15 protein-coding genes are annotated in these 19,439 nt (G+C 73.4%); 9 read left to right on the forward strand and 6 right to left on the reverse strand.

Annotation, left to right across the window (positions count from 1 at the left end):
• The first annotated feature begins 60 nt into the window (after positions 1-60).
• From O0S08_RS22565 to O0S08_RS22600, 8 genes are all read left to right on the forward strand, one after another.
• Positions 61-777, forward strand: coding sequence for an NUDIX hydrolase (locus tag O0S08_RS22565; protein WP_269041283.1), 717 nt, complete (start codon positions 61-63; stop codon positions 775-777).
• A 341-nt stretch (positions 778-1,118) separates the two neighbouring features.
• A complete protein-coding gene (locus O0S08_RS22570) occupies positions 1,119-2,198 on the forward strand; it encodes a hypothetical protein (protein ID WP_269041284.1) in 1,080 nt (359 codons plus the stop codon).
• A gap of 314 nt (positions 2,199-2,512) precedes the next feature.
• Entirely contained in the window at positions 2,513-3,199 is a 687-nt protein-coding gene (locus O0S08_RS22575; protein WP_269041285.1) for a hypothetical protein, read from the forward strand.
• Positions 3,200-3,943: 744 nt separating this feature from the next.
• Positions 3,944-4,453 (forward strand): hypothetical protein, encoded by a 510-nt coding sequence (locus O0S08_RS22580; RefSeq protein ID WP_269041286.1) that lies wholly within the window; start codon positions 3,944-3,946, stop codon positions 4,451-4,453.
• Positions 4,450-5,379 carry a tRNA glutamyl-Q(34) synthetase GluQRS gene (gluQRS, locus tag O0S08_RS22585; protein WP_269041287.1) on the forward strand — a complete coding sequence of 310 codons (930 nt, stop codon included), beginning with the start codon at positions 4,450-4,452 and terminating at the stop codon, positions 5,377-5,379. Before O0S08_RS22580 ends, gluQRS begins: the two co-directional genes overlap by 4 nt.
• A gap of 114 nt (positions 5,380-5,493) precedes the next feature.
• The gene (locus O0S08_RS22590; protein ID WP_269041288.1) at positions 5,494-7,704 is read left to right on the forward strand and encodes a prolyl oligopeptidase family serine peptidase; all 2,211 of its coding nucleotides are present in this window, start codon (positions 5,494-5,496) and stop codon (positions 7,702-7,704) included.
• Between the two features lie 406 nt (positions 7,705-8,110).
• Entirely contained in the window at positions 8,111-9,751 is a 1,641-nt protein-coding gene (locus tag O0S08_RS22595; RefSeq protein ID WP_269041289.1) for a vWA domain-containing protein, read from the forward strand.
• A gap of 171 nt (positions 9,752-9,922) precedes the next feature.
• Positions 9,923-10,417, forward strand: coding sequence for a hypothetical protein (locus O0S08_RS22600; RefSeq protein WP_269041290.1), 495 nt, complete (start codon positions 9,923-9,925; stop codon positions 10,415-10,417).
• A gap of 118 nt (positions 10,418-10,535) precedes the next feature.
• Here O0S08_RS22600 and O0S08_RS22605 read toward each other — a convergent pair whose 3' ends face one another.
• The 4 genes from O0S08_RS22605 to O0S08_RS22620 all read right to left on the reverse strand — a co-directional run bounded on the left by O0S08_RS22605 (position 10,536) and on the right by O0S08_RS22620 (position 15,325).
• Positions 10,536-11,762: an ATP-binding protein gene (locus tag O0S08_RS22605; RefSeq protein ID WP_269041291.1), complete on the reverse strand. Its 1,227-nt coding sequence runs from the start codon at positions 11,760-11,762 to the stop codon at positions 10,536-10,538.
• Positions 11,763-12,273: 511 nt separating this feature from the next.
• The gene (locus tag O0S08_RS22610; protein WP_269041293.1) at positions 12,274-13,059 is read right to left on the reverse strand and encodes a ribonuclease III family protein; all 786 of its coding nucleotides are present in this window, start codon (positions 13,057-13,059) and stop codon (positions 12,274-12,276) included.
• Positions 13,056-14,135 carry a tRNA 2-thiouridine(34) synthase MnmA gene (mnmA, locus tag O0S08_RS22615; RefSeq protein WP_269041294.1) on the reverse strand — a complete coding sequence of 360 codons (1,080 nt, stop codon included), beginning with the start codon at positions 14,133-14,135 and terminating at the stop codon, positions 13,056-13,058. The genes O0S08_RS22610 and mnmA overlap by 4 nt, the downstream gene beginning before the upstream one ends.
• Entirely contained in the window at positions 14,132-15,325 is a 1,194-nt protein-coding gene (locus O0S08_RS22620; RefSeq protein WP_269041295.1) for a cysteine desulfurase family protein, read from the reverse strand. The genes mnmA and O0S08_RS22620 overlap by 4 nt, the downstream gene beginning before the upstream one ends.
• Positions 15,326-15,436: 111 nt before the next feature.
• Between O0S08_RS22620 and O0S08_RS22625 the strand changes: the two genes are divergently transcribed.
• Positions 15,437-17,482 (forward strand): GspE/PulE/PilB domain-containing protein, encoded by a 2,046-nt coding sequence (locus O0S08_RS22625; protein WP_269041296.1) that lies wholly within the window; start codon positions 15,437-15,439, stop codon positions 17,480-17,482.
• Between the two features lie 320 nt (positions 17,483-17,802).
• Here the strand turns inward: O0S08_RS22625 and O0S08_RS22630 are convergent, their stop codons facing one another.
• A complete protein-coding gene (locus O0S08_RS22630; protein WP_371879550.1) occupies positions 17,803-18,738 on the reverse strand; it encodes a hydroxymethylglutaryl-CoA lyase in 936 nt (311 codons plus the stop codon).
• 46 nt (positions 18,739-18,784) lie between these two features.
• On the reverse strand, positions 18,785-19,393 hold the full coding sequence (locus O0S08_RS22635) for a flavin reductase family protein (protein WP_269041297.1): 609 nt from the start codon (positions 19,391-19,393) through the stop codon (positions 18,785-18,787).
• Positions 19,394-19,439: the final 46 nt, after the last annotated feature.

Raw genomic sequence — 19,439 nt, forward strand, 5'->3', positions numbered from 1 at the left:
GTCGAGATCGCGCGGCGCCGTCTCGCGCCCCTCGGTCGCCCCTGCTAGTCTGCCGCGCCGATGACGCTCACCGACTCCGGCCGCCTCGCGGGCGTGCGGCTCGCCGCCACCGTCGTCCTCCTCCGCGAGCGCGCCGCCGGCGATCCCCAGGTCTTCATGCTGCGGCGCAGCGCCAGGAGCCCGTTCATGCCCGACACCCTGGTCTTCCCGGGCGGCGCGGTCGACCCCGGCGACGGCCCCGAGGGCAGCGACGCGGCCTTCGACGCCGCGGCCCGCCGCGAGTGCCGTGAGGAGGCCGGCGTCGCCCTCGACGGCCGCGAGCTCCACTGGTTCGACACCTGGCTCACCCCCGCCGCCGAGCCGCGCCGCTACCTGGCCCGCTTCTATCTGGCCCGCCTGGCCGAGGGCGAGGCCGAGGACGCCGCCGCCGACGGCCACGAGACCCACGAGGGCCGCTGGGCCACCCCGGCCGAGATCCTGGCCGCCTGGGGCCGTGAGGAGGTCGACCTCCCGCCGCCGACCCTCTGCACCCTCATGCGCCTGGCCGACGAGCGCCGCGCCGGCCTGATCGGCCTCCCCGCCGCCGCCCTCCACGAGCCGATCCTCCCCAAGGGCCTCCTGCAGCCCGACGCCGCCGGCGAGGCCCAGCTGGTCGTCGTCCTCCCCCACGACCCCGCCTACCCCGACCTTCCCGGCGACGGCGTCCCCGCCCCCGCTCGCGTCGCCGACCTGCCGCACCGCCTCGTCCGCGCCGGGAGGACCTGGCGCCTGTGCTGAGCTTACAGACATGGCTTCGGCGCCATGCTCTCGAGAGCATGTCTCAGGCGACATGTGCGAATCCCCATGTCCCTGGGGACATGTCCCTTGCTCCGGCCGATCGAGCATCCGACCCCGCCCACGATCCCTTGGCTCGCTCCGCTCCCTCGGGGCGCGAGCGCGGCCCTGCTCCGCGCGCGCATCACCCCCGCACGTCGCCGTCCCCGAAACCCGTCCCTGCCTCTCAGCTCCTCGTCTGCAGCTTCGACGGCAGCGGCCTGGCTTCCGCCTCGCCTCGTCCCTCCGCGCCGCCCCGTCCGTCGGTTCGCCCCCGCCGTCCCCTCCTCCCTGTCCCATCCGCCATGTCGGCCCGGTCCGCCCCCTGCGCCCTCCTCCTGAGCCTCCTGTTCGCGTGCGGCCGCTCCGAGCCCGAGCGCCCGGCCTCCGCGCCGACCCCCGCGACCGAACCCGCGCCGGCCATCTCGGCCGCAGCGACCGAGCCGCCCGCGCCGGCGACCCCCGACGAGCGGCGCGTCCTCGCCTGGCTCGACCCCGACTCGCCGGCCGTCGCCTACATGCGCCTCCCGGCCGACCTCGAGCCCGAGGCGCTCGGCGAGCTGTTCGCCCTGCCGCCGCGGGCGCTGGCCCTCTTGCGGGCCCCGCTCAGCCTCGAGTCGGGCCTCGCCGCGCTCATCGGTCCGGCCGCTCCGCCCCCGGAGCAGTGGCTCGCGCGCGACCTCGTCGTCATGCAGCCCGTGCTCGCCCGCGGCCCCTACCTCGTGCGCCGCCTGCTCGTGCCGCGGGCCGACGTCGAGGCCTGGCTGCGCACCGGCGGCATGGACGTGGAGACCGTCGAGGGCCTGTCGGTGTGGACCCCCGGCCCGAACGCGCCCGAGGCCCCCGCGGACAGCGCCCCCGGCCTCGCGCCCGCGCTGGTGTTCCCGTGGCGCCTGGTCTTCCTCGCCGACGATCTCCTCGGCGCCTTCTCGCTCACCGAGATGGGCAACGGCCTCGGCCCGCTGACGGCCGCGCGCGACCTGCCGCCGTCCGAGCTCACGCGCACGATCGGCGAGGTCGTCGCCGCCGACCCGGCGCTGCTGCTCGAGCTGTACGTCCAGGGCGCCATGCTCCACTTCGACCTCAGCGACGACGTCGGGGTCGCCAAGCTGTCGCTGCGCCGCCTCGTCGAGGGCGACGCCTCGCGCTCGTTGCCCCGCCACGACGCCGCCGGCATCGACGGCGAGGTCCTCCTCCAGCCCCTGGGCGACCCCGCCGAGGCCGCCGCGGCCCTCGAAGCGCGCGTCCCCGCCGGCGCCGCCACCGACGTCCTGCGCGACCTCTACAAGGCAGTCGCCTACAGCCAGGACGGACCGATCGTCCGCGGTCGCCTCCAGCTCGCCGCCGACGATCTCGCGCCGCTGCGCCGCGGAGGCGGCGGGTGACCCGGAGCGCGGGCGGGCCCTCGTCACCCCGGCGCGCGCCGACGCGGCACGAGCCGTCGCGGCCAGCAGGCGCCCCGGAGCACGCTTTCGGCGAGCCCTCGACGTCCTGTGTCCCGAGGCGCGAGGCCTCGCCCGCACGCGCCAAGCACGTCCCCGGCCGACGATCGCCTCGACCTCTTTCGCGCGCGCGGGCGCTGCTCCTCGCCGCGCTCGCGGCCTGCGGCGCCCCGCCCGCCCAGCCGCAGCCCGCTCCCGTCCCTGCACCTTCGGCCATGCCCTCTGCGACAGGCCCGATCGCACAGGCCCCTCAGGACATGTCCAAGCAGACATGCCCCGAAGGACAGGACCCGCTCGGCGACCTCGAGTGGATCCCCGCCGACGCCCGGGTCGCCGCGCTGTTCGACCTCGGCGATCCCGGCGTCGACGAGGCCGCCGCCGAGCTCGCGCGGGCCAGCGCCACCACGCCCGGCATGCCGGTGGTCGCGGCGCTCGGCCTCGGCTTCCTCGGCACCCAGCTGCAGATCCTCCGCCGCCACCTCGCCGACGCCGCCCTGACCCCGCGCGAGCTGCTCCTGCTCCACGACCCCGCCGGCGCCGTCGTGTGGATCGTGCGCGTCCGCTGCGACCTCGCCGTCCTGCAGGCCGCGCTCGCGCGCGCCTGGGGCGTCACCAGCCGCACGACCGTCGCCGGCCCCATCGCCGAACCCGACTCCGGCCGCGCCTTCCCCCACGACGTGGTCTTCCTCGCCGACGATCGACTGGCCCTCGTCCCGGCCGGCGCCGGCGGCAAGCTGCGCCGCTGGCTCGAGGGCCAGGCCGCGCCGCCCGAGCTCGGCACCCGCCGCAGCGAGACCCCCGGCCAGGCGCTGTCCCGCCTCGAAGCCGCCCCGATCCGCGTCGTCCTCGCCGGCCGCGGCCTGCTCGCCGGCGACGCCGCCAGCGCCCCACGGACCCTCCGCGCCTGGCCCGACCGCGTCGCCCTCGACGCCCCGCCCCCGTGAGCGCCGACCTGTCCCTCCGGACAGCCCCTCAAATTTGCCGCGGCTCGCTCTCCAGCGCCCGGATCGCCCGTAAACCCCTTGCGCCTGGCTCGACCGCGACGGCGCACGTCCGGTCTGTCCCTCGGGACAGCCCTTCGAGTCCGTCGCGCCCCGTTCGCCGACGCCAGTATCGCCCGCACACCGCCGCGCCCGACCGCGTCGCCCTCGACGCCCCACCTCCGCGAGTCCGCGATCGACCTGTCCCTCCGGACAGTCATCTCCGCGCCCATCGCGGCCGCACCCCGACATGTCCCCTCGGACAGTCGCCTTCACCGCACCGCCGGCGCCCGCCGCGAGTCGCCCTCGACGCGCCCACGACGGAGCGCGGCGCGCCGCTCGCCTGCGTTCAGCGCCCGCCGCGCCGGCGCTTTCGGACATGCCCGATCGGACATGCCCCATTCGACCTGGCCTCGCGCGCATGCTCGATCGATTCCGACATCGCGTGCCGCGCCCGTGACCCATCGCACCGGCGGGCGCGGAGCCGCTTCGTGCGCACGGGCGGCGCGGGGTCTGGGACCCGCGGTGGTCGTGTGCGATGTGAACTGCGTACGGTCGCCGTTCATCGCCGCCGCGGGCCTTGGACGCGCTTTGCTTGGCAGCGCGCCGTCCGTGGCCTGCGGGCCTCTTTGCGCGCGTCCTCGCTCGGGTATAGTGGAAGGTATGCCTGTCGATCCGGGCCCGAGTTCGTCCACGTCCTCCGCTGTCATGTCCGTCGCCGCAGTGTTCGCGGCCGGCTCCGGCCCCTGGCCGTCCCACCCACCGGCACTCGCCGACGACGTCAACTCGATCGACGCCATCATCCGCGCCATGTACGCCTCGGTCTCCTTCAGCGAGGGGCGCGGCCCCGACGCCGAGCGGCTCGCCAGCCTGTGCGTCCCGCACGGCCGACTGATCAAGGTCCACGCCAACAACATCGACGACATGAGCGTCCCCGAGTTCGTCGAGCGGGTGCAGACGCGGATCAGCGAGCAGGGCCTGCGCGGCTTCGTCGAGCGCGAGCTGTTCCGCCGCACCGAGGTGTTCGCCGGGATCGCCCACGTCTTCACCACCTACGAGAGCCGGACCGACGACGGCGGCGCCGATCATCTGCTCTACCGCGGGATCAACAGCGTCCAGCTGCGGCACGACGGTCGGCGCTGGTGGATCCTCACGATCCTCTGGACCGACGAGCGCGACGACTGCCCGATCCCCGCGGCGTATCTTCCTCGCACATGAGCGCGGCCCGCGGTCGATACGCTCCCAGCCCGACCGGACCGCTGCACCTCGGCAACGCGCGCACCGCCTTGCTCGCCTGGCTCGACGCCCGCGCCCGCGGCGGCGCCTTCGTCATGCGGATCGAGGACGTCGACTTCACGCGCGCGCGGCCCGAGTTCGAGGCGCGCCTCCTGCTCGACCTGCGCTGGCTCGGCCTCGACTGGGACGAGGGCCCCGACGTCGGCGGCCCCTTCGGCCCCTACCGCCAGTCTGAACGCGGCGACCGCTACGCCGCCGCCCTCGCGCGCCTCGACGTCTACCCGTGCACCTGCACGCGCCGCGAGCTGCGGGCCTTGCCGGTCACCAGCATGACCGGAGAGCCGGTGTACCCGGGGACATGTCGCAACGGACAGTCGCACCCCGGGCGCCCCGCCGCCGTCCGCTGGCGCGTCCCCGCGGGCAGCTTCGGCTTCGTCGATCGCCTGTGCGGCGAGCATCATCAGGACATCGCCCGCGACGTCGGCGACTTCGTGCTGCGGCGCGGCGACGGGGCCTGGGCCTACCAGCTGGCCGTCGTCGTCGACGACGTCGACATGGCCATCACCGACATCGTCCGCGGCGCCGATCTGCTCGACAGCACCCCGCGTCAGCTCCACCTGCTGCGCGCGCTGCACCCCGAGCTCCCGGCCCCGCGCTTCGCTCACGTCCCGCTGATCCTCGGTGCGGCCGGCGCCAAGCTCAGCAAACGCGACGGAGCGCCCGACCTCGGGGCGCTGCGCGAGGCGGGCGCTCCGCCGGCGCGCGTCGTCGCGGCGCTGGCCCGCAGCGTGGGCCTCGTGCCCCCGGATGTCCGCGAAGTGCGGCCCCAGGAGCTGCTGACCGTCGTTCAAGCCGACGCTCCCCTCGCTCACCTGGCCCCGCAGCCCCTCGATCTCGCCGGCCTGTGACGCCGCCGAGCTCGGGCGCGGGCGGTCCGTGAGTCGCCCGACGTCTCGCCGGCGAAGCCTTGTCCGGGCTGCGCCGGGTCGATAAAACCCGATCCTCTCCGGAGTCTCCTGCCGATGCATCGTCGCCCCTCGTCGTTCGCGTGGTTCACCGCCGCTCTCGTCCTCGCCGCCTGCAAGCCCGCGGCCTCCACCTCCGGGCCCGCCGACGCCCCGCCGGGCGGCGGTGACGGCAGCGGCGCCGAAGTGGCCGCCAGGTCCGCCTACGACTACCCGGCCACGCGCAAGGCCGACACCGTCGACACCTATCACGGCGCTCAGGTCGGCGACCCGTACCGCTGGCTCGAGGAGCTCGACACCGACGAGACCCGCTCGTGGGTCGAGGCGCAGAACAAGCTCACCTTCGGCGTCCTCGGCGGGATCAAGCAGCGCGACGCCATCCGCACCCGCCTCACCGAGCTGTGGAACTACGAGCGCTACGGCGTCCCCACCAAGGAGGGCGGCAAGTACTTCTACAGCCGCAACGACGGCCTGCAGAACCAGAGCGTCCTCTACGTCGCCGACAGCCTCGCCGCCGAGCCGCGCGTCCTCATCGATCCCAACACCCTCTCGCAGGACGGCACCGTCGCGCTCTCGGGCACCGCGATCAGCCAGGACGGCAAGTACATGGCCTACGGCCTCGCCGCCGCCGGCAGTGACTGGCAGGAGTACCGCGTCCGCGAGATCGCGACCGGCAAGGACCTCGACGACCACCTCAAGTGGATCAAGTTCAGCGGCGCCGCCTGGACGAAGGACAGCAAGGGCTTCTTCTACAGCCGCTACGACGCCCCCAAGGACGGCGAGGCGCTCAAGCAGAAGAACGAGTTCCAGAAGCTCTACTACCACAAGATCGGCACCCCGCAGGACAAGGACATCCTCGTCTACGAGCGCAAGGATCACCCGCAGTGGGGCTTCGGCGGCGAGGTCAGCGACGACGGCCGCTGGCTCGTCATCCGCGTGTGGGAGGGCTCGGCCGACAAGAACGCGCTGTTCGTCCACGACCTCTCGGGCGGCGTCGGCAAGAAGCCGGTCGTCGAGCTGCTGAACAAGTTCGACGCCGAGTACAACTTCGTCGGCAGCAAGGGCAGCACCCTCTACCTCCAGACCACCCAGGGCGCCACGCGCGGCAAGGTCGTCGCCATCGACGCCGCCAAGAAGGACGCCGGAGATCCGGCCTCATGGAAGGTCCTGATCCCCGAGGCGGCGGAGACCCTGCGCGGCGTCAGCCACGTCGGCGGCAAGCTGGTCGCCTCCTACCTCAAGGACGCGCGCAGCGAGGTCCGCGTGTTCGACGAGAGCGGCAAGCTCGAGCGCGACATCGCCTTGCCGGGCCTCGGCACCGCCGCCGGCTTCGGCGGTCGGGCCAAGGACACCGAGACCTTCTACGCCTTCACCAGCTACACCTGGCCGACCACCATCTTCCGCTACGACCTCAAGACCGGCGCCAGCGAGGTCTTCCGTCAGCCCAAGGTCGCCTTCGATCCGAGCAAGTACGAGACCACCCAGGTCTTCTACACCAGCAAGGACGGCACCAAGGTGCCGATGTTCTTGACCCACAAGAAGGGCCTCGAGAAGAACGGCCAGAACCCGACCTACCTCTACGGCTACGGCGGCTTCAACGTCGCCCTGACGCCCGGCTTCTCCGTCCCCGACCTCATGTGGCTCGAGCTCGGCGGCGTGCTGGCGGTCGCCAACCTGCGCGGCGGCGGCGAGTACGGCGAGGCGTGGCACGAGGCCGGCACCAAGCTGCACAAGCAGAACGTGTTCGACGACTTCATCGGCGCCGCCGAGTACCTCGTCGCCGAGAAGGTCACCTCGCCGGGCAAGCTCGCCATCGGCGGGCGCAGCAACGGCGGCCTGCTCGTCGGCGCGGCCATGACCCAGCGCCCCGACCTGTTCGCCGTCGCCCTGCCCGGCGTTGGCGTCATGGACATGCTGCGCTTCCACAAGTTCACGATCGGCTGGGCCTGGGTGTCCGACTACGGCTCCTCCGACGACGCCGAGCAGTTCAAGGCCCTGCGCGCCTACTCGCCGCTGCACAACCTCAAGCCCGGCACCAAGTACCCGGCCACCCTCGTCTACACCGCCGATCACGACGACCGCGTCGTCCCCGGCCACAGCTACAAGTTCGCCGCCGCCCTCCAGGCCGCCCAGGCCGGCGACAAGCCGACCCTGATCCGCATCGACGTGCGGGCGGGCCACGGCGCCGGCAAGCCGACCAGCAAGCAGATCGACGAGTGGACCGACCTCTGGGGCTTCGTCGTCCACAACCTCGGCATGACGATCTGACCGCAGCCCCGCTGCGCCCGCGCCCCGCGATCTCGCCGACGAGGTCGCGGGGCTTCGTCGTGCCGCTCGTCCTGGACATGTCCCGGAGGACATGCTCTCGCGGACATCTCCCTGCGGCGCCCCGCGACACCTAGTCCCCGACCGACACGCAGGCTCGGCCGTCGTCGCCCGACCCGCGTCCGCTGCATCCGCCGCGCTATAACCATGTCCCCGAGGACATGCTCTGAGGGACACCTGATCTCGCTGCGGCCGCTCTCCGGCACCTGTCCCATGAGACACGCGATCCCGCTCGCAAGCCGCGGCTGTCCCGTCTCGCCCTCAGGCACCGGTCCGCATCCGCAGCCTCGCGGCCGCGATCCGGTCCGTAGATCCGTCCTCGGACCCGCACGTTGCCGGGCGAGCCGTCATGCCGATCCGCCTGCGCCCCCTCGCCTGTCTCGCCGCGTTCACCCTTCTCACCACCGCCGCCGAGGCAGCGCCTCCCGACAAGGATGAGCGGGAGCGCCGGCCGATGAAGGTGCAGGCCTACGACTTCGCGGCCGACGCCCTCGTCGAAGGGATGATGGCCCCGTCGCCGTCGATGGGAGCCACCCCCGGCGGCGCCCAGGACATCCAGTACTTCCGTGATCGCGTCAAGGCCGGCGAGGTCCCGCACCCCAACACATTCACGCCCGAGGGTCTGTTCAGCGAGCACGACCTCCCGCTGGCAGCAGGGCGCACCTGCGATCAACTGCTGTGCACCGTCGGCGAGGCCACCGGCGCCACCTTGCTGGCCCAGCCCGACGTGCAGTACCTCGCCCAGCTCGGCTTCAGCTCCGGCCTCGATCCGAAGACGTTCAAGCGCGCACCGCTCAACCTCGTCGCGATCATCGACAAGTCGGGCTCGATGTCGGGCCAGCCGCTCGATCTCGTGCGCGAGAGCCTCCTCCGCGTCCTCGATCAGCTCGGGCCCGACGATCAGCTCTCGCTCGTCCTCTACGGCGACCGCGCCCACGTGCACCTGTCCCCGACGCCGGCCCGGGACAAGCGCGCGATCGCGGCCCACATCTCCACCATCGAGAGCGCCGGCTCGACCGCCATGGAAGAGGGCCTGCAGGTCGGTTACGACCTCGCGCGCCGGAGCGGCACGGCCTTCAAGGGCACCACCCGGGTCATGCTGTTCACCGACGAGCGGCCCAACGTCGGCGCCACCGACAAGCAGAGCTTCATGGGCATGGCCCGCGACGCCTCGCGCTCCGGGATCGGCCTGACCACCGTTGGCGTCGGCGTGCAATTCGGGGCCGAGCTCGCCACCGCGATCAGCAGCGTGCGCGGCGGCAACCTGTTCTTCTTCCCCGACGCCGCGCGCATGACCAAGGTCTTTCGCGAGGACTTCGACACCATGGTCACGGAGCTCGCTTACGACCTCAAGCTCGAGGTGAAGCCGGCCGCGGGGCTCAAGATCGCCGGCGTCTACGGCATCCCGGGCAAGGCGATCGAGTGGGCGCCGGGCGGCGCGATCCGCCTCAGCGTCGAGACCATCTTCCTCAGCCGCAAGAAGGGCGCCATCTACGTCGGCTTCGGCCCGGCCGATCGCAACCTGCCCGGCCCCAAACAGGTCGCCGATCGTCCGCTCGGTCATGTCAGCCTCGCGTACACCGAGGTCGCCGTCGGCAAGCCGCGCAGCTCCGCAGTCGACCTGGTCTATAAGCCAGGTTCGAACGCCAGCGTCGGCCTCGTCCGCGGCGCGCGGCTCGTCGATCAGGCGACCACCCTGTCCCGGGCCGCCGCGCTGCACCACGAGCAGAACGACCAGGAGGGCGCTTACCAGCTCGTCCACGCCCTCGCCTCGCTCTACCGCCAGGACCGCGACCCCGAGCTCGCCGAGGAGCGCACGCTCGTGTTCGCCCTCGAGCGCACCTTCGCCAAGCTCTCGGGTCACGCCGGCGAGCCCGCGCCCGCGGCCCCGAGCGTCGATCGCGTCAGCGGCCTCCCGCCCGCGCCCCGACGCGCGCCGGTCATGCCCTCGGCCCCGAGCAAGATCCTCGATCGCATCGACCACCCGTGAGCCTGGCTCGGCTCACGAGGGGCGCGACGCTCGCCTGGGCGGTCCTGGGGCGGCGCGGAACCGCCGGGAGTCGCTGCGCACGCGGTGCAGGCGCGACGCGTCCGGCCATGCCACGGGGACGCGCGAGGGACGGTGTTTGCCCCGCGCCGCGCGCGGCGCTACCCTCCGCCCGTGTCGTCGCGCGCCGCGATCTTCTCCCTGTTCCTGGCGACCTCGGCGGTGATCGGATGCACCGGCGCCGGCGAGGGGCCTTCCTCTTCGGACATGTCCCAAAAGACACCTCCGCCCCCCGCTGACGGCAGCCCCCTCGAGGGCTTCCCGCTGTCCCGCCTGCGCTTCGAGCACAACCCGGTCGAACTGCTCACGCCGCCGACGCCGCTGGACGAGGCGACCCTCAAGGCCAGGGGCGTGCAGAGCCACCGCACGTTCACGGCCACCACCCCGCAGGTGTGGCTGTTCGTGTTCGAGTTCACCGAGCAGAACGCGATGTTCGCCGCCCTCCAGGACCCGCGCCTGCTCCTGCCGGGCGAACCGCCCTACTACACCGCCGCGGCGTTCACCGGCCGCTGGCTGCTGATCACCGGGTTCCCCTCGGAGAAGCCCGTCTCGCCGGAGATGGAGGCCGCGCGCACCATGTTCCTCGAGCGCTGGGCCGGCCAGGAGTGACCGCCTCGCGCGCTCCGGCGCGGACAGCTCAGCTCCGATCTGCCCATGGGGACAGGGGCACCGGCCGCGGCTCGTGCCCTGTCCGCAAGGACATGTCGCTTCCGACCTGTCCGTCGATTCAGCCGAGGACCACGCGCACCGAGCTGACCAGCGCGCGCAGGGCCGTCACGACCTCGTCGGTCGTCTCGCCCTTGACGATCGCGTAGCCCTCGCCCTCGTAGCCGGACGCGCGCGGCTGACCGACCTTGGGCAGCTTGCGGTCGACCACCCAGGCCCCGGCGCGCTCCTGGGCCTCGGCGAGGCCCTCGACCGCGCGGACCACCTGGCCCGGCCCCTGCCCGCGGAAGAACGCCGCGCCGGCCGCGAACTGGCGCGGCGGCGCCTCGAAGCGCTCGAACACCATCAGCTCGGCCCACTTCTGCCACATGTCCACGTTGTGGCAGAGGCCCATCATCGGCATCAGGTGCACGCCGGGCGGACGGGCCGCCACCTCGCTGATCACCATCGAGCCGTCGGGCCGGAGGAACCACTCCATGTGCGTGAGGGCAGTGCCGACCCCGAGGGCCTGCAGCGCGCGGACGTTGAGCGCGCGGAACGTCTGCGCGTGGGGCTGCAGCTGCTCGCGGGGCAGCATCACGCAGTACTGAATCCACGGGTTCTCGAGCACCTGCAGCGGCCCCGGCAGGTAGTAGCTCGACGAGTGCCACACCGGCTTGCCGTCGATCGTGATGGTCTCGAACGTGTGCTCCTCGCCGCGCACGAACTCCTCGGCCTGGGCCGGGTTCGAGGGCGTCACGAACAGGTCGGCGAGGGCCGCGGCCAGCGACTCGTCGTCGCTCGCGCGGACCGTCGCGCGCGACCCGAGGCCCGCCGGCGGCTTGAGCACGATCGGGTAGCCGACCTCGCCGACGAACCGGCGCGCGTCCTCGGCCGAGCCGAGCAGCGCCTGCCGGGCCACCGGCAGCCCGGCCTCGCGCAGCTTCGCCTTCATGCGGTTCTTCTCGCGGAAGTTGCGGGCGACCGCCTCGGTCATGCCGGGGATCCCGAGCTTGTCCCGCGCGATCGACAGCGGGATCTGCATCTGCTCGAGGAACCCGATCAAGCGGTCGACCCGGCCCCACCCGGCCTGGAACGCCTTGCTCGCGGCGATCAGCTGCTCGGCGTCGAGGCAGTCGCGGACCTGGTAGTGACCCACGACCCGGCCGTGGTAGCGCTCGGGCAGCGTCGACTCGGCCTCGTGGGTGATGAGGCCGATTCGGACATCCGCCAGCGACACCAGCGCATCGAGGCACTGCAGGATGTTGGCGCTGTAGTACGGGGCGACGTAGAGGACGTGGACGGGCATGCGCGGGCGCGATCATGCCAGATCCGCCGCGACGCCGCGACGCGCCGCCCTGCGGGATCCCCCGTCGGGTCCCGGCGGCCCCGCGCCCGCAGACTCCGACCCGACGCCTCGCTGGCCGTCGGAACGACGTGCACCTCGTCGTCCGTCACCGCCACGTGACGGAGCGAGGCGATCCACGAGCTCGCCCGGCCATGCATCCGGCAGACAGGCGGAGGCGATCCGCGGCGACGGGAGCGCCGCTCCGGGCGAGACATGTCCTCCGGGACAGCATGGGCGGCCGCGCCGACCGTGGCGACCTGTCCTCATGGACATCCTTATAGAGGAGGGGCAGGCGGACGGGCCTCACCCATGACGACCGTCCGGCACGACATGTCCATTCGGACAGCGTCACTCGCGTCGCGGCACGCGGCGACCTCTCGCCACTACCTGTCCCAGGGACACGTGCGACTCGCCTCATCCGTTCATCGCGACATGTCCCCTCGGACAGCCTCACGCCCTTCGGCGCCGCACCTCACCCGAGCTCGCCGCGGTCGATCCGCTCGAGCGCCGTCTCGGCGGCCGCCGACTCGGCCGCGCGCAGGTTCGGGCCCTCGCCCTCCGCCAGCACCACGATCTGTCCGTCCGGACAGGTCACCTCGGCGCGCACCCGCCACAGCGAGCGCTCGTGCGCCGGGCGGTCGCCGAGCGGCACGTAGAGCGGCGGCCGTCGCCAGCGGGCCTGGGCCCACTCCTGCAGTCGGGCCTTGGCCGGCTTGCCGTCGTCGGGGCGCAGGCCGGCCAGGCGCGGGCCCAGCAGCGCCTGGAACACCGCGCCGGCGGTCGTCAGCGGATCGCGGCTCGCCGCGCGGGCGTCGAGGAACGCCGCCCCGAGCACCGCCTCGGCCGCGTCGGCCAGCGACCCGTCGTGCTCGCGCAGTTCGGCCTGGCGGTGAGCCACCCACAGCACCGGCCCGAGCTCGACCGCGCGGGCCGCCTCGGCCAGGGCCGGCGCCGACACCAGGCTCGCGCGCAGGCGGGTGAGCACGCCCTCCGGCAGATCGGGGAAGCGGCGCCACAGCGCCTCCGTGGCCAGCAGGGCCAGCACCGCGTCGCCGAAGAACTCGAGGCACGCGTTGCTCGGCCAGCCCGAGCGCGCGTGTTCGTTGACCCACGTCGGATGCGTCAGCGCCACGCGCAGCAGCGCCGGGCGAGCGAACGAGTAGCCGAGGCGCTGCTGCAGCGGCGCCAGGCGAGCCTCATTGTCCGGCCACGTCGGCGCCCCGCGGCGATCGGGCAGGTCCTCGAGCAGCTCCGTCATCCGGACGTCTCCGCGATCCAGCCGCCGCCGAGCACCCGTTCGCCGGCGTAGACCACCGCCGCCTGGCCCGGCGCGGCCGCCTGGACCGGCTCGTCGAACCGCACCGTCGCGCGGCCGCCCGCCAGCTCGAGCTGGGCCGGCGTGGGCCGCCCGCGGTGGCGGATCTGGACCTCCGCGCGTAACGTCTCGCGCTCGCCGAGCGGGGCCAGCCGGCGGAAGTCGTCGAGCACCAGCGCGTGCGTCTGCAACGACGCCGCGTCGCCGACCACCACCCGGCGCTGCTCCGGCAGCACGCGCAGCACGTAGCGGGGCGACGTGCCCGGGACCCGCAGCCCGCGGCGCTGACCGATCGTCACGCGGTGGATCCCCGCGTGGGCACCGAGCACGCGACCCTCGGCGTCGACCACCTCGCCGGGCGCCAGCTCGCCGGTGTCGAGGCCGAGGGCCGCCGCGCGCGCCTCGACCACCTCGCCGTGCTCACGACCGCCGACGAAGCACAGCTCCTGGCTGTCGGGCGTGTCGGCGCTCGGCAGCCCGAGCTCGCGGGCCCGCGCGCGGACCTGGTCTTTGTGCCATGTCCCGAGAGGAAACCGGACCCCGCTCAGCAGCGCCGGCGGGACCGCGAACAGGAAGTAGCTCTGGTCCTTCGCCGCATCGACCGCGCGCAGCAGGGCCCCGTCTTCGAGGCGCGCGTAGTGGCCGGTCGCCAGCGCCTCGGCCCCGAGCGCGCGGGCGCGGGCCACCAGCGGCCCGAACTTCACGTGCTCGTTGCAGCGGACGCACGGGTTGGGCGTGCGGCCGCTCGCGTACTCGCGGGCGAAGTCGTCGATCACGTGGGCCGTGAAGCGCTCCTGCTCGTCGACCGTGTAGTGCGGGATCCCGAGCAGCGCGCACACGTCTCGCGCCTGATCGATCTCCGCCGGCGAGCAGCACGACCCGCCACGGCCCTGGCGTTCGTGGCCGCTGGCGTCGTAGAGGCGCATCGTCAGGCCCACCACTTCGTGGCCCGCGGCGACCAGCAGCGCCGCCGCCACCGACGAGTCGACCCCGCCGGACATGGCGCACACGATCCTCATGACGGCGTCACCTCGCGCCAGTCGCCGCCGCCCTCGGCCCCGCGGACGCGGGCGATCGCCTCCGGCAGCGCGGCCAGCAGCGCGTCGACGTCGGCCTCGGTGTTGCCGGCGCCGAACGAGATCCGCAGCGCCGAGCGGGCCGCGGCCGGCGCCAGGCCGAGCGCCAGCAGCACCGGGGACGGCTCCGGCGTGCCCGAGCTGCAGGCCGCCCCGTACGACACCGCGATCCCGGCGAGGTCGAGGTTCATCGCCAGCAGCTGGCCGTCGCAGCCGGCGAACCCGACGCTCAAGGTGTTGCCGACCCGGCGCTCGCGGTCGCCGTGAATTGTCACATCGGACATGTTCGCAAGGCCAGCTCGCAGCCGGTCCGCGAGCGCGACCACGTGGGCGTGGCGCGCCGGCAGCTCGGCCGCGGCGAGCTGAGCCGCGAGGCCGAAGCCCGCGATGCTGGCGACCGGCTCGGTCCCGGCCCGGCGCCCGCGCTCTTGCTGGCCGCCGAGCAGCAGCGGGTCGAGCGCCAGCCGGCGGCGGTGGACCAGCGCGCCGACCCCCTTGGGGCCGTAGATTTTGTGGCTGCTGACGCTGAGCAGGTCGAGATCCCAGGCGTGGAAATCGAGGGGCAGCTTGCCGAAGGCCTGCACGGCGTCGCAGTGGACCAGGGCGCCGGGAGCGATCTCGCGCACCACGCGGACCAGCCCCGGGATGTCGTAGGCGTTGCCGAGCACGTGATTTGCGGCAGCGAGCGAGACAACTCCGATCTCCGGGTTCTCCCGGAGGGCGGCGCGCAGCGCGTCGGCCTCGATCCGGCCGTGGGCGTCGACCGCGACCAGCGCCAGCGGGTGCCCCTCGCGCTGCAGGCGGCGCCCTGCGGCCAGCACGGCCGGGTGCTCGAGCGGCGACGTGAGCAATCCGCACGGGCGCCCCGCGGCCCGCAGCGCCCTGGCGGCGCCCAGCAGGGCCAGGTTGTCGGCCTCGGTGCCGCCGGAGGTGAAGGTCACCTCGAGGGCCTCGGCGCCGAGCGCCCGAGCGACCGCGCGGCGCGCCTGTTCGACGGCCGCCCGAGCGCGCTGTCCGGTGCTGTGTACGCTGGCCGGGTTCCCCTGCAGGAGCGGGTCGGCCAGCGCGGCGATAACAGCGTCCCGCACCCGGGGATCGAGGGGGGTCGTCGCGTTGTGGTCGAGGTAGCGCACCCACGGCCGCTATAGCACGAGGCCCGGCGCGCGGAGCCCCGGTTACGCCAGCTTGTTGACGCGACCGGCTCCGGCGTTGAATCATCACAGCGCGTGAGTCTCCTCGGGACCATGATGGTGAGAGCGGGCCTGCTCTCCGACGAGCAGTTAGCCGCGGTACAGGCCACGAGCGCCGAGCGCAAGCTCTCCTTCGTCGAAGCTCTGCTTTCGCACAGCTTCGCCGATGAAGACAGCGTCGTCGGCTTTCTTCACAGCAAGCTGATGATCCCCAAGGTGGGCGCCAGCATCCTCGACGGCGTCGACCGATCCGCGCTCGATCGGATCCCGGGCGAGCTGGCCGCGCGCCACGCCGTGCTCCCGATCTCGAGCGACGAGACCGGCAACCTCACCTTGGCGATGGTCGACCCGACCGACATGAAAGCGGTCGACGCCATCTCCGCGCACACGGGCGCGTACCTGGTCCGCGCGGTCGCGCCGCTGCGGGTCATCCGCTCCTCGATCGCGCACCACTACGGCATCCCGGCGCCCACCCTGCCATCGCTGCAGGCGACCAAGCCGGCCACCGCCGCGACCCCTGCCGCGGTCATCCCCGGCGGCTCCGCACCTGTCCCTGGCGCCAGCCAGAGCCGCGCCGCTCCGGCCGCCGTGATTAGCGTGCCGACGGTCACGCCGCCGATCGTCACTCCGCCGACTGTCGGCGCGCCGAGCAACGGAGCGCAGGCCCCGGTCGTGCCCACCCCGCCGGTGGTCGAGCCGCCGCAGCCCGGCGTCGTCACGGCTCCCAGCGCCTCGCGTCCCTCCGCGCCCAGCGGCGCCGCGATCCGCCCCTCCGCCGTCCTCATGCCCGGGGCGCCGCGGCCAGCCGCGGTCTTGCCGGCCGCAGCCTTCGCGCCCTCGCCCTACGGCATCCCGGCCCAGCCGTCCGCGCCGGTGGTCGCCCCCACCGTCTCGGCGCCCGCGCCGGCACCTGTCCCTTCGGCCAGCCCGTCCGCGACGGTACCTGTCCCTTCGGCCAGCCCGCCCGGCAACGCGACCCAGCCGTTCGGCTCCTCGAGCCTGGCCGCGGCGCTGGCCGCCACGCCTGCCGCCGCCACCGCGCCCGCGAGCACGGCCACCCAGCCGGCCGGGGCCGCCGGTCTGAGCGCCCCGGCAGCCGCCGCCGCACCTGCCTCTTCGGCCAGCTCCGCCGCGGGCAACGTCACCCAGCCGTTCGCCTCCTCGAGCATCACCGCGACGATGCCTGCGGCACCTGTCTCTGCGGCCAGCTCCACCCCGGCCAACGCCGCCGCGAGCCTGGCCCCGCCCGCCGCGAGCGCGGCGACCACGGTGAACTCGGCACCTGTCCCATCGGCCAGCTCCACGCCACCCGCAGTCGAGGCCGCGAGCGGTCAGACCGTGCCGGTGTTCTCCGGCTCGATGGCGACCCTGCGCCCGGCCGAGGAGGTCGACACCTCGCGCGGCCGCACCGAGCCGGGCAGCGAGAGCGCCGCCGACACGCTGGCCGGCGCGGCGCGCAACGCCGACGACCTCGACATCCCGCTCGACGACCTCGAGAACGATCGCGGCTCGTCCGAGCCGGAGGCCGCGACCGGCGAGCCGACCTTCGACGCCGCCAAGACGCAGACCTGGATCCCGCCGAGCTTCACCGCCGCCAACGAGATCATCCCGCTGTCGCCCGAGGCGTTCCACCGCCTGCTCCCGCGCTTCGCCACGGTCAAGTCGCGCGACGAGATCACCGACCTCCTGCTCGACTTCCTCGCCGAGGGCTTCTCGCGGGTCATCATGTTCGTCCACGTCAAGGGCGAGATCCGCGGCCGCGACGCCCGCGGCGAAGACCTGCTGGTCGAGGCCGTGCGCCAGATCCGGATCCCTGCCGGCGGCCCCTCGGTGTTCTCCGGCGTCATCGAGCGCCGCACCCCCTACTTCGGCTCGATGCGGACCGACACCCCGATCGACGCCGCCTTCTTCTCGGCCCTCGGCGGCGTCGAGGGCGTGATCCTCGTCCTCCCGGTCCTCCTGCGCGAGAAGGTCCCGCTGATCGTGTTCGCCTCGGGCTCGAGCAACCCCGTCGACCCGCGCAGCCTGCACGAGCTGACCCACGAGGTCGCCGCCGCCCTCGAGCGCATCATCGTGCTCGAGAAGGTCCGCGGGAAGTAACGCGCGCCTCTGTCCCCAAGGGCATGCCCGATCGGGCATGCCCTTCGAGACATGTCTTCCAGAACATCGCCCATCGGCCAGGCGACCCACGAGGTCCCCGCCGCGCGCGGGCGCTTCTTCGTCCTCCAGCGGGCCCGAAGCAGGACGCGTCCCCTGCCCCGCGGCGGCAGTCTCGCCGGCTCACCGAGGATCACGAGCACGAGCCCGCGCACCGCAGCGCTCTGCAGCGCCTATCGGTCAGGTACGTGCCATGGCTCGCCGCTCAGCGCAGCCTCGCCTGCTCGCACATCCTCGGCGCGCGAGCCTCTGCCCGCGCGGTCTCAGACCAGCGGCTTGCCGACGCGCGCGCAGTGGCCGAGGTGGGCCTTGAGGTATTTGCTGGGCAGCTCGCGGGCCAGGTGGCCGCCGAGGCGGGCGCTGATGGCGACCAGGCGATCGAGGTCGATGCCGGTGCGGCAGCCCATCCCGTGGAGCATGTACACCACGTCTTCGGTCGACACGTTGCCCGACGCTCCGGGCGCGTAGGGGCAGCCGCCGAGGCCGCCGATCGCGGAGTCGACGGTGCGGATCCCGAGCTGCAGCGCCACGGTGATGTTGGCGAGCGCCGTGCCGCGCGTGTCGTGGAAGTGGACCGCCAGCTGGTCGAGCCGGATCCCCGCGTGCAGCAGGCCGTCGAGGATGTACTCGACCTGGCGCGGCGTCCCGACGCCGATCGTGTCGCCGAGGCTCAGCTCGTAGCAGCCCATGTCGAGCAGGCTCTTGCCGACCCGCAGCACCTGCTCGAACGGCACCTCGCCCTCGTAGGGGCAGCCGTAGACCGTGCTGACGTAGCCGCGCACCGTCATCCCGCGCGCGCGCGCCTCGGTCACCACCTCGCGGTAGGTCGCCAGCGCCTCTTCCGTGGTCTTGTTGATGTTCTTGCGGTTGTGCGTCTGCGACGCCGCCATGAACACCGCGATCTCCTGCATGCCCGCGCGCGAGGCCGCATCGAGGCCGCGGAGGTTGGGCACCAGGGCGCTGTAGGTGACGCCGGGCTTGCGGCGGATCCGGGTCGCGACCTCCATGTGGTCGGCGAGCGCCGGGATCCAGCGCGGGTTAACGAAGCTGGTCACCTCGATGCGCTTGATGCCGGCGTCGACCAGGCCCTCGATCATCTCGATCTTGCGGTCGGCCGACAGGATCGTCGCCTCGTTCTGCAGCCCGTCGCGCGGCCCGACCTCGTAGATCGAGACCTCCGCCGGCAACGACCCGAACAGGCGCGTCGGCTCGACGGTATCGGTTCCGGAGGGTCGTGCGGACGAATCAGTCACTGGCCTTGCTCCCGGGCGCCTCGGGGCGCAAAAGCTCGAAGCGATCCGTCGTGCGAGTGTACGCGATCCCGCCGAGGCGGCCGATCGACTGCAACGGACCGGGGTCGATCGGCAGCAGGCGACCTCGCGCGTCACGCCGCAGCAGTTCGCTTGCGACGGCGAAATGCACAACCTCGGCCACGACCAGAGTGGCCGACGGTTTGCCGGGGGCGCCGTCCCCCAGCGGAAGCGCGTGGACGAGCTTGCACTCGAGACAGGCCAGCGCCCCTGCCACGCGAGCAGGCGCAACGACCGCCGCCGGCTCGGCTGCGATCCCGCACGCATCCCACTCCGAGGTCTCGGGCGGGAACGGCGCCGAGGTCGCGTTCATCGCCGCCGCCTGCGCGTCGTGGACGTGGTTGATGACCATCTCACGCGTGGCAAGCACGTTCGCCAGGGTGTCCTTCATGCGCCCGTCGGGCCACCACGCGACGCTGAACACCACCATCGGCGGCCGCGAGCAGACCGCCTGGTAGTAGCTGAACGGCGCCAGGTTGCGGCGGCCGTCGTCGCTCACGCTCGACACCCACGCGATCGGTCGCGGCGCGACCAGGTCGGTCATCAGCCGGTAGGTCTCGGCGGCGCCGATGCTCGGCGCGGGGATCTCG

Source organism: Nannocystis punicea (assembly GCF_026965555.1).
In the GTDB taxonomy this organism is placed as follows: Bacteria; Myxococcota_A; Polyangia; order Nannocystales; family Nannocystaceae; genus Nannocystis; species Nannocystis punicea.

Coding starts and splice junctions, on each gene's coding strand:
- O0S08_RS22565 (WP_269041283.1), top strand. CDS start 61: ATGACGCTCACCGACTCCGGCCGCCTCGCGGGCGTGCGGCTCGCCGCC.
- O0S08_RS22570 (WP_269041284.1), top strand. CDS start 1,119: ATGTCGGCCCGGTCCGCCCCCTGCGCCCTCCTCCTGAGCCTCCTGTTC.
- O0S08_RS22575 (WP_269041285.1), top strand. CDS start 2,513: ATGTCCAAGCAGACATGCCCCGAAGGACAGGACCCGCTCGGCGACCTC.
- O0S08_RS22580 (WP_269041286.1), top strand. CDS start 3,944: ATGTCCGTCGCCGCAGTGTTCGCGGCCGGCTCCGGCCCCTGGCCGTCC.
- gluQRS (WP_269041287.1), top strand. CDS start 4,450: ATGAGCGCGGCCCGCGGTCGATACGCTCCCAGCCCGACCGGACCGCTG.
- O0S08_RS22590 (WP_269041288.1), top strand. CDS start 5,494: ATGCATCGTCGCCCCTCGTCGTTCGCGTGGTTCACCGCCGCTCTCGTC.
- O0S08_RS22595 (WP_269041289.1), top strand. CDS start 8,111: ATGCCGATCCGCCTGCGCCCCCTCGCCTGTCTCGCCGCGTTCACCCTT.
- O0S08_RS22605 (WP_269041291.1), bottom strand. CDS start 11,762: ATGCCCGTCCACGTCCTCTACGTCGCCCCGTACTACAGCGCCAACATC.
- O0S08_RS22610 (WP_269041293.1), bottom strand. CDS start 13,059: ATGACGGAGCTGCTCGAGGACCTGCCCGATCGCCGCGGGGCGCCGACG.
- mnmA (WP_269041294.1), bottom strand. CDS start 14,135: ATGAGGATCGTGTGCGCCATGTCCGGCGGGGTCGACTCGTCGGTGGCG.
- O0S08_RS22625 (WP_269041296.1), top strand. CDS start 15,437: ATGATGGTGAGAGCGGGCCTGCTCTCCGACGAGCAGTTAGCCGCGGTA.
- O0S08_RS22635 (WP_269041297.1), bottom strand. CDS start 19,393: ATGACCGACCTGGTCGCGCCGCGACCGATCGCGTGGGTGTCGAGCGTG.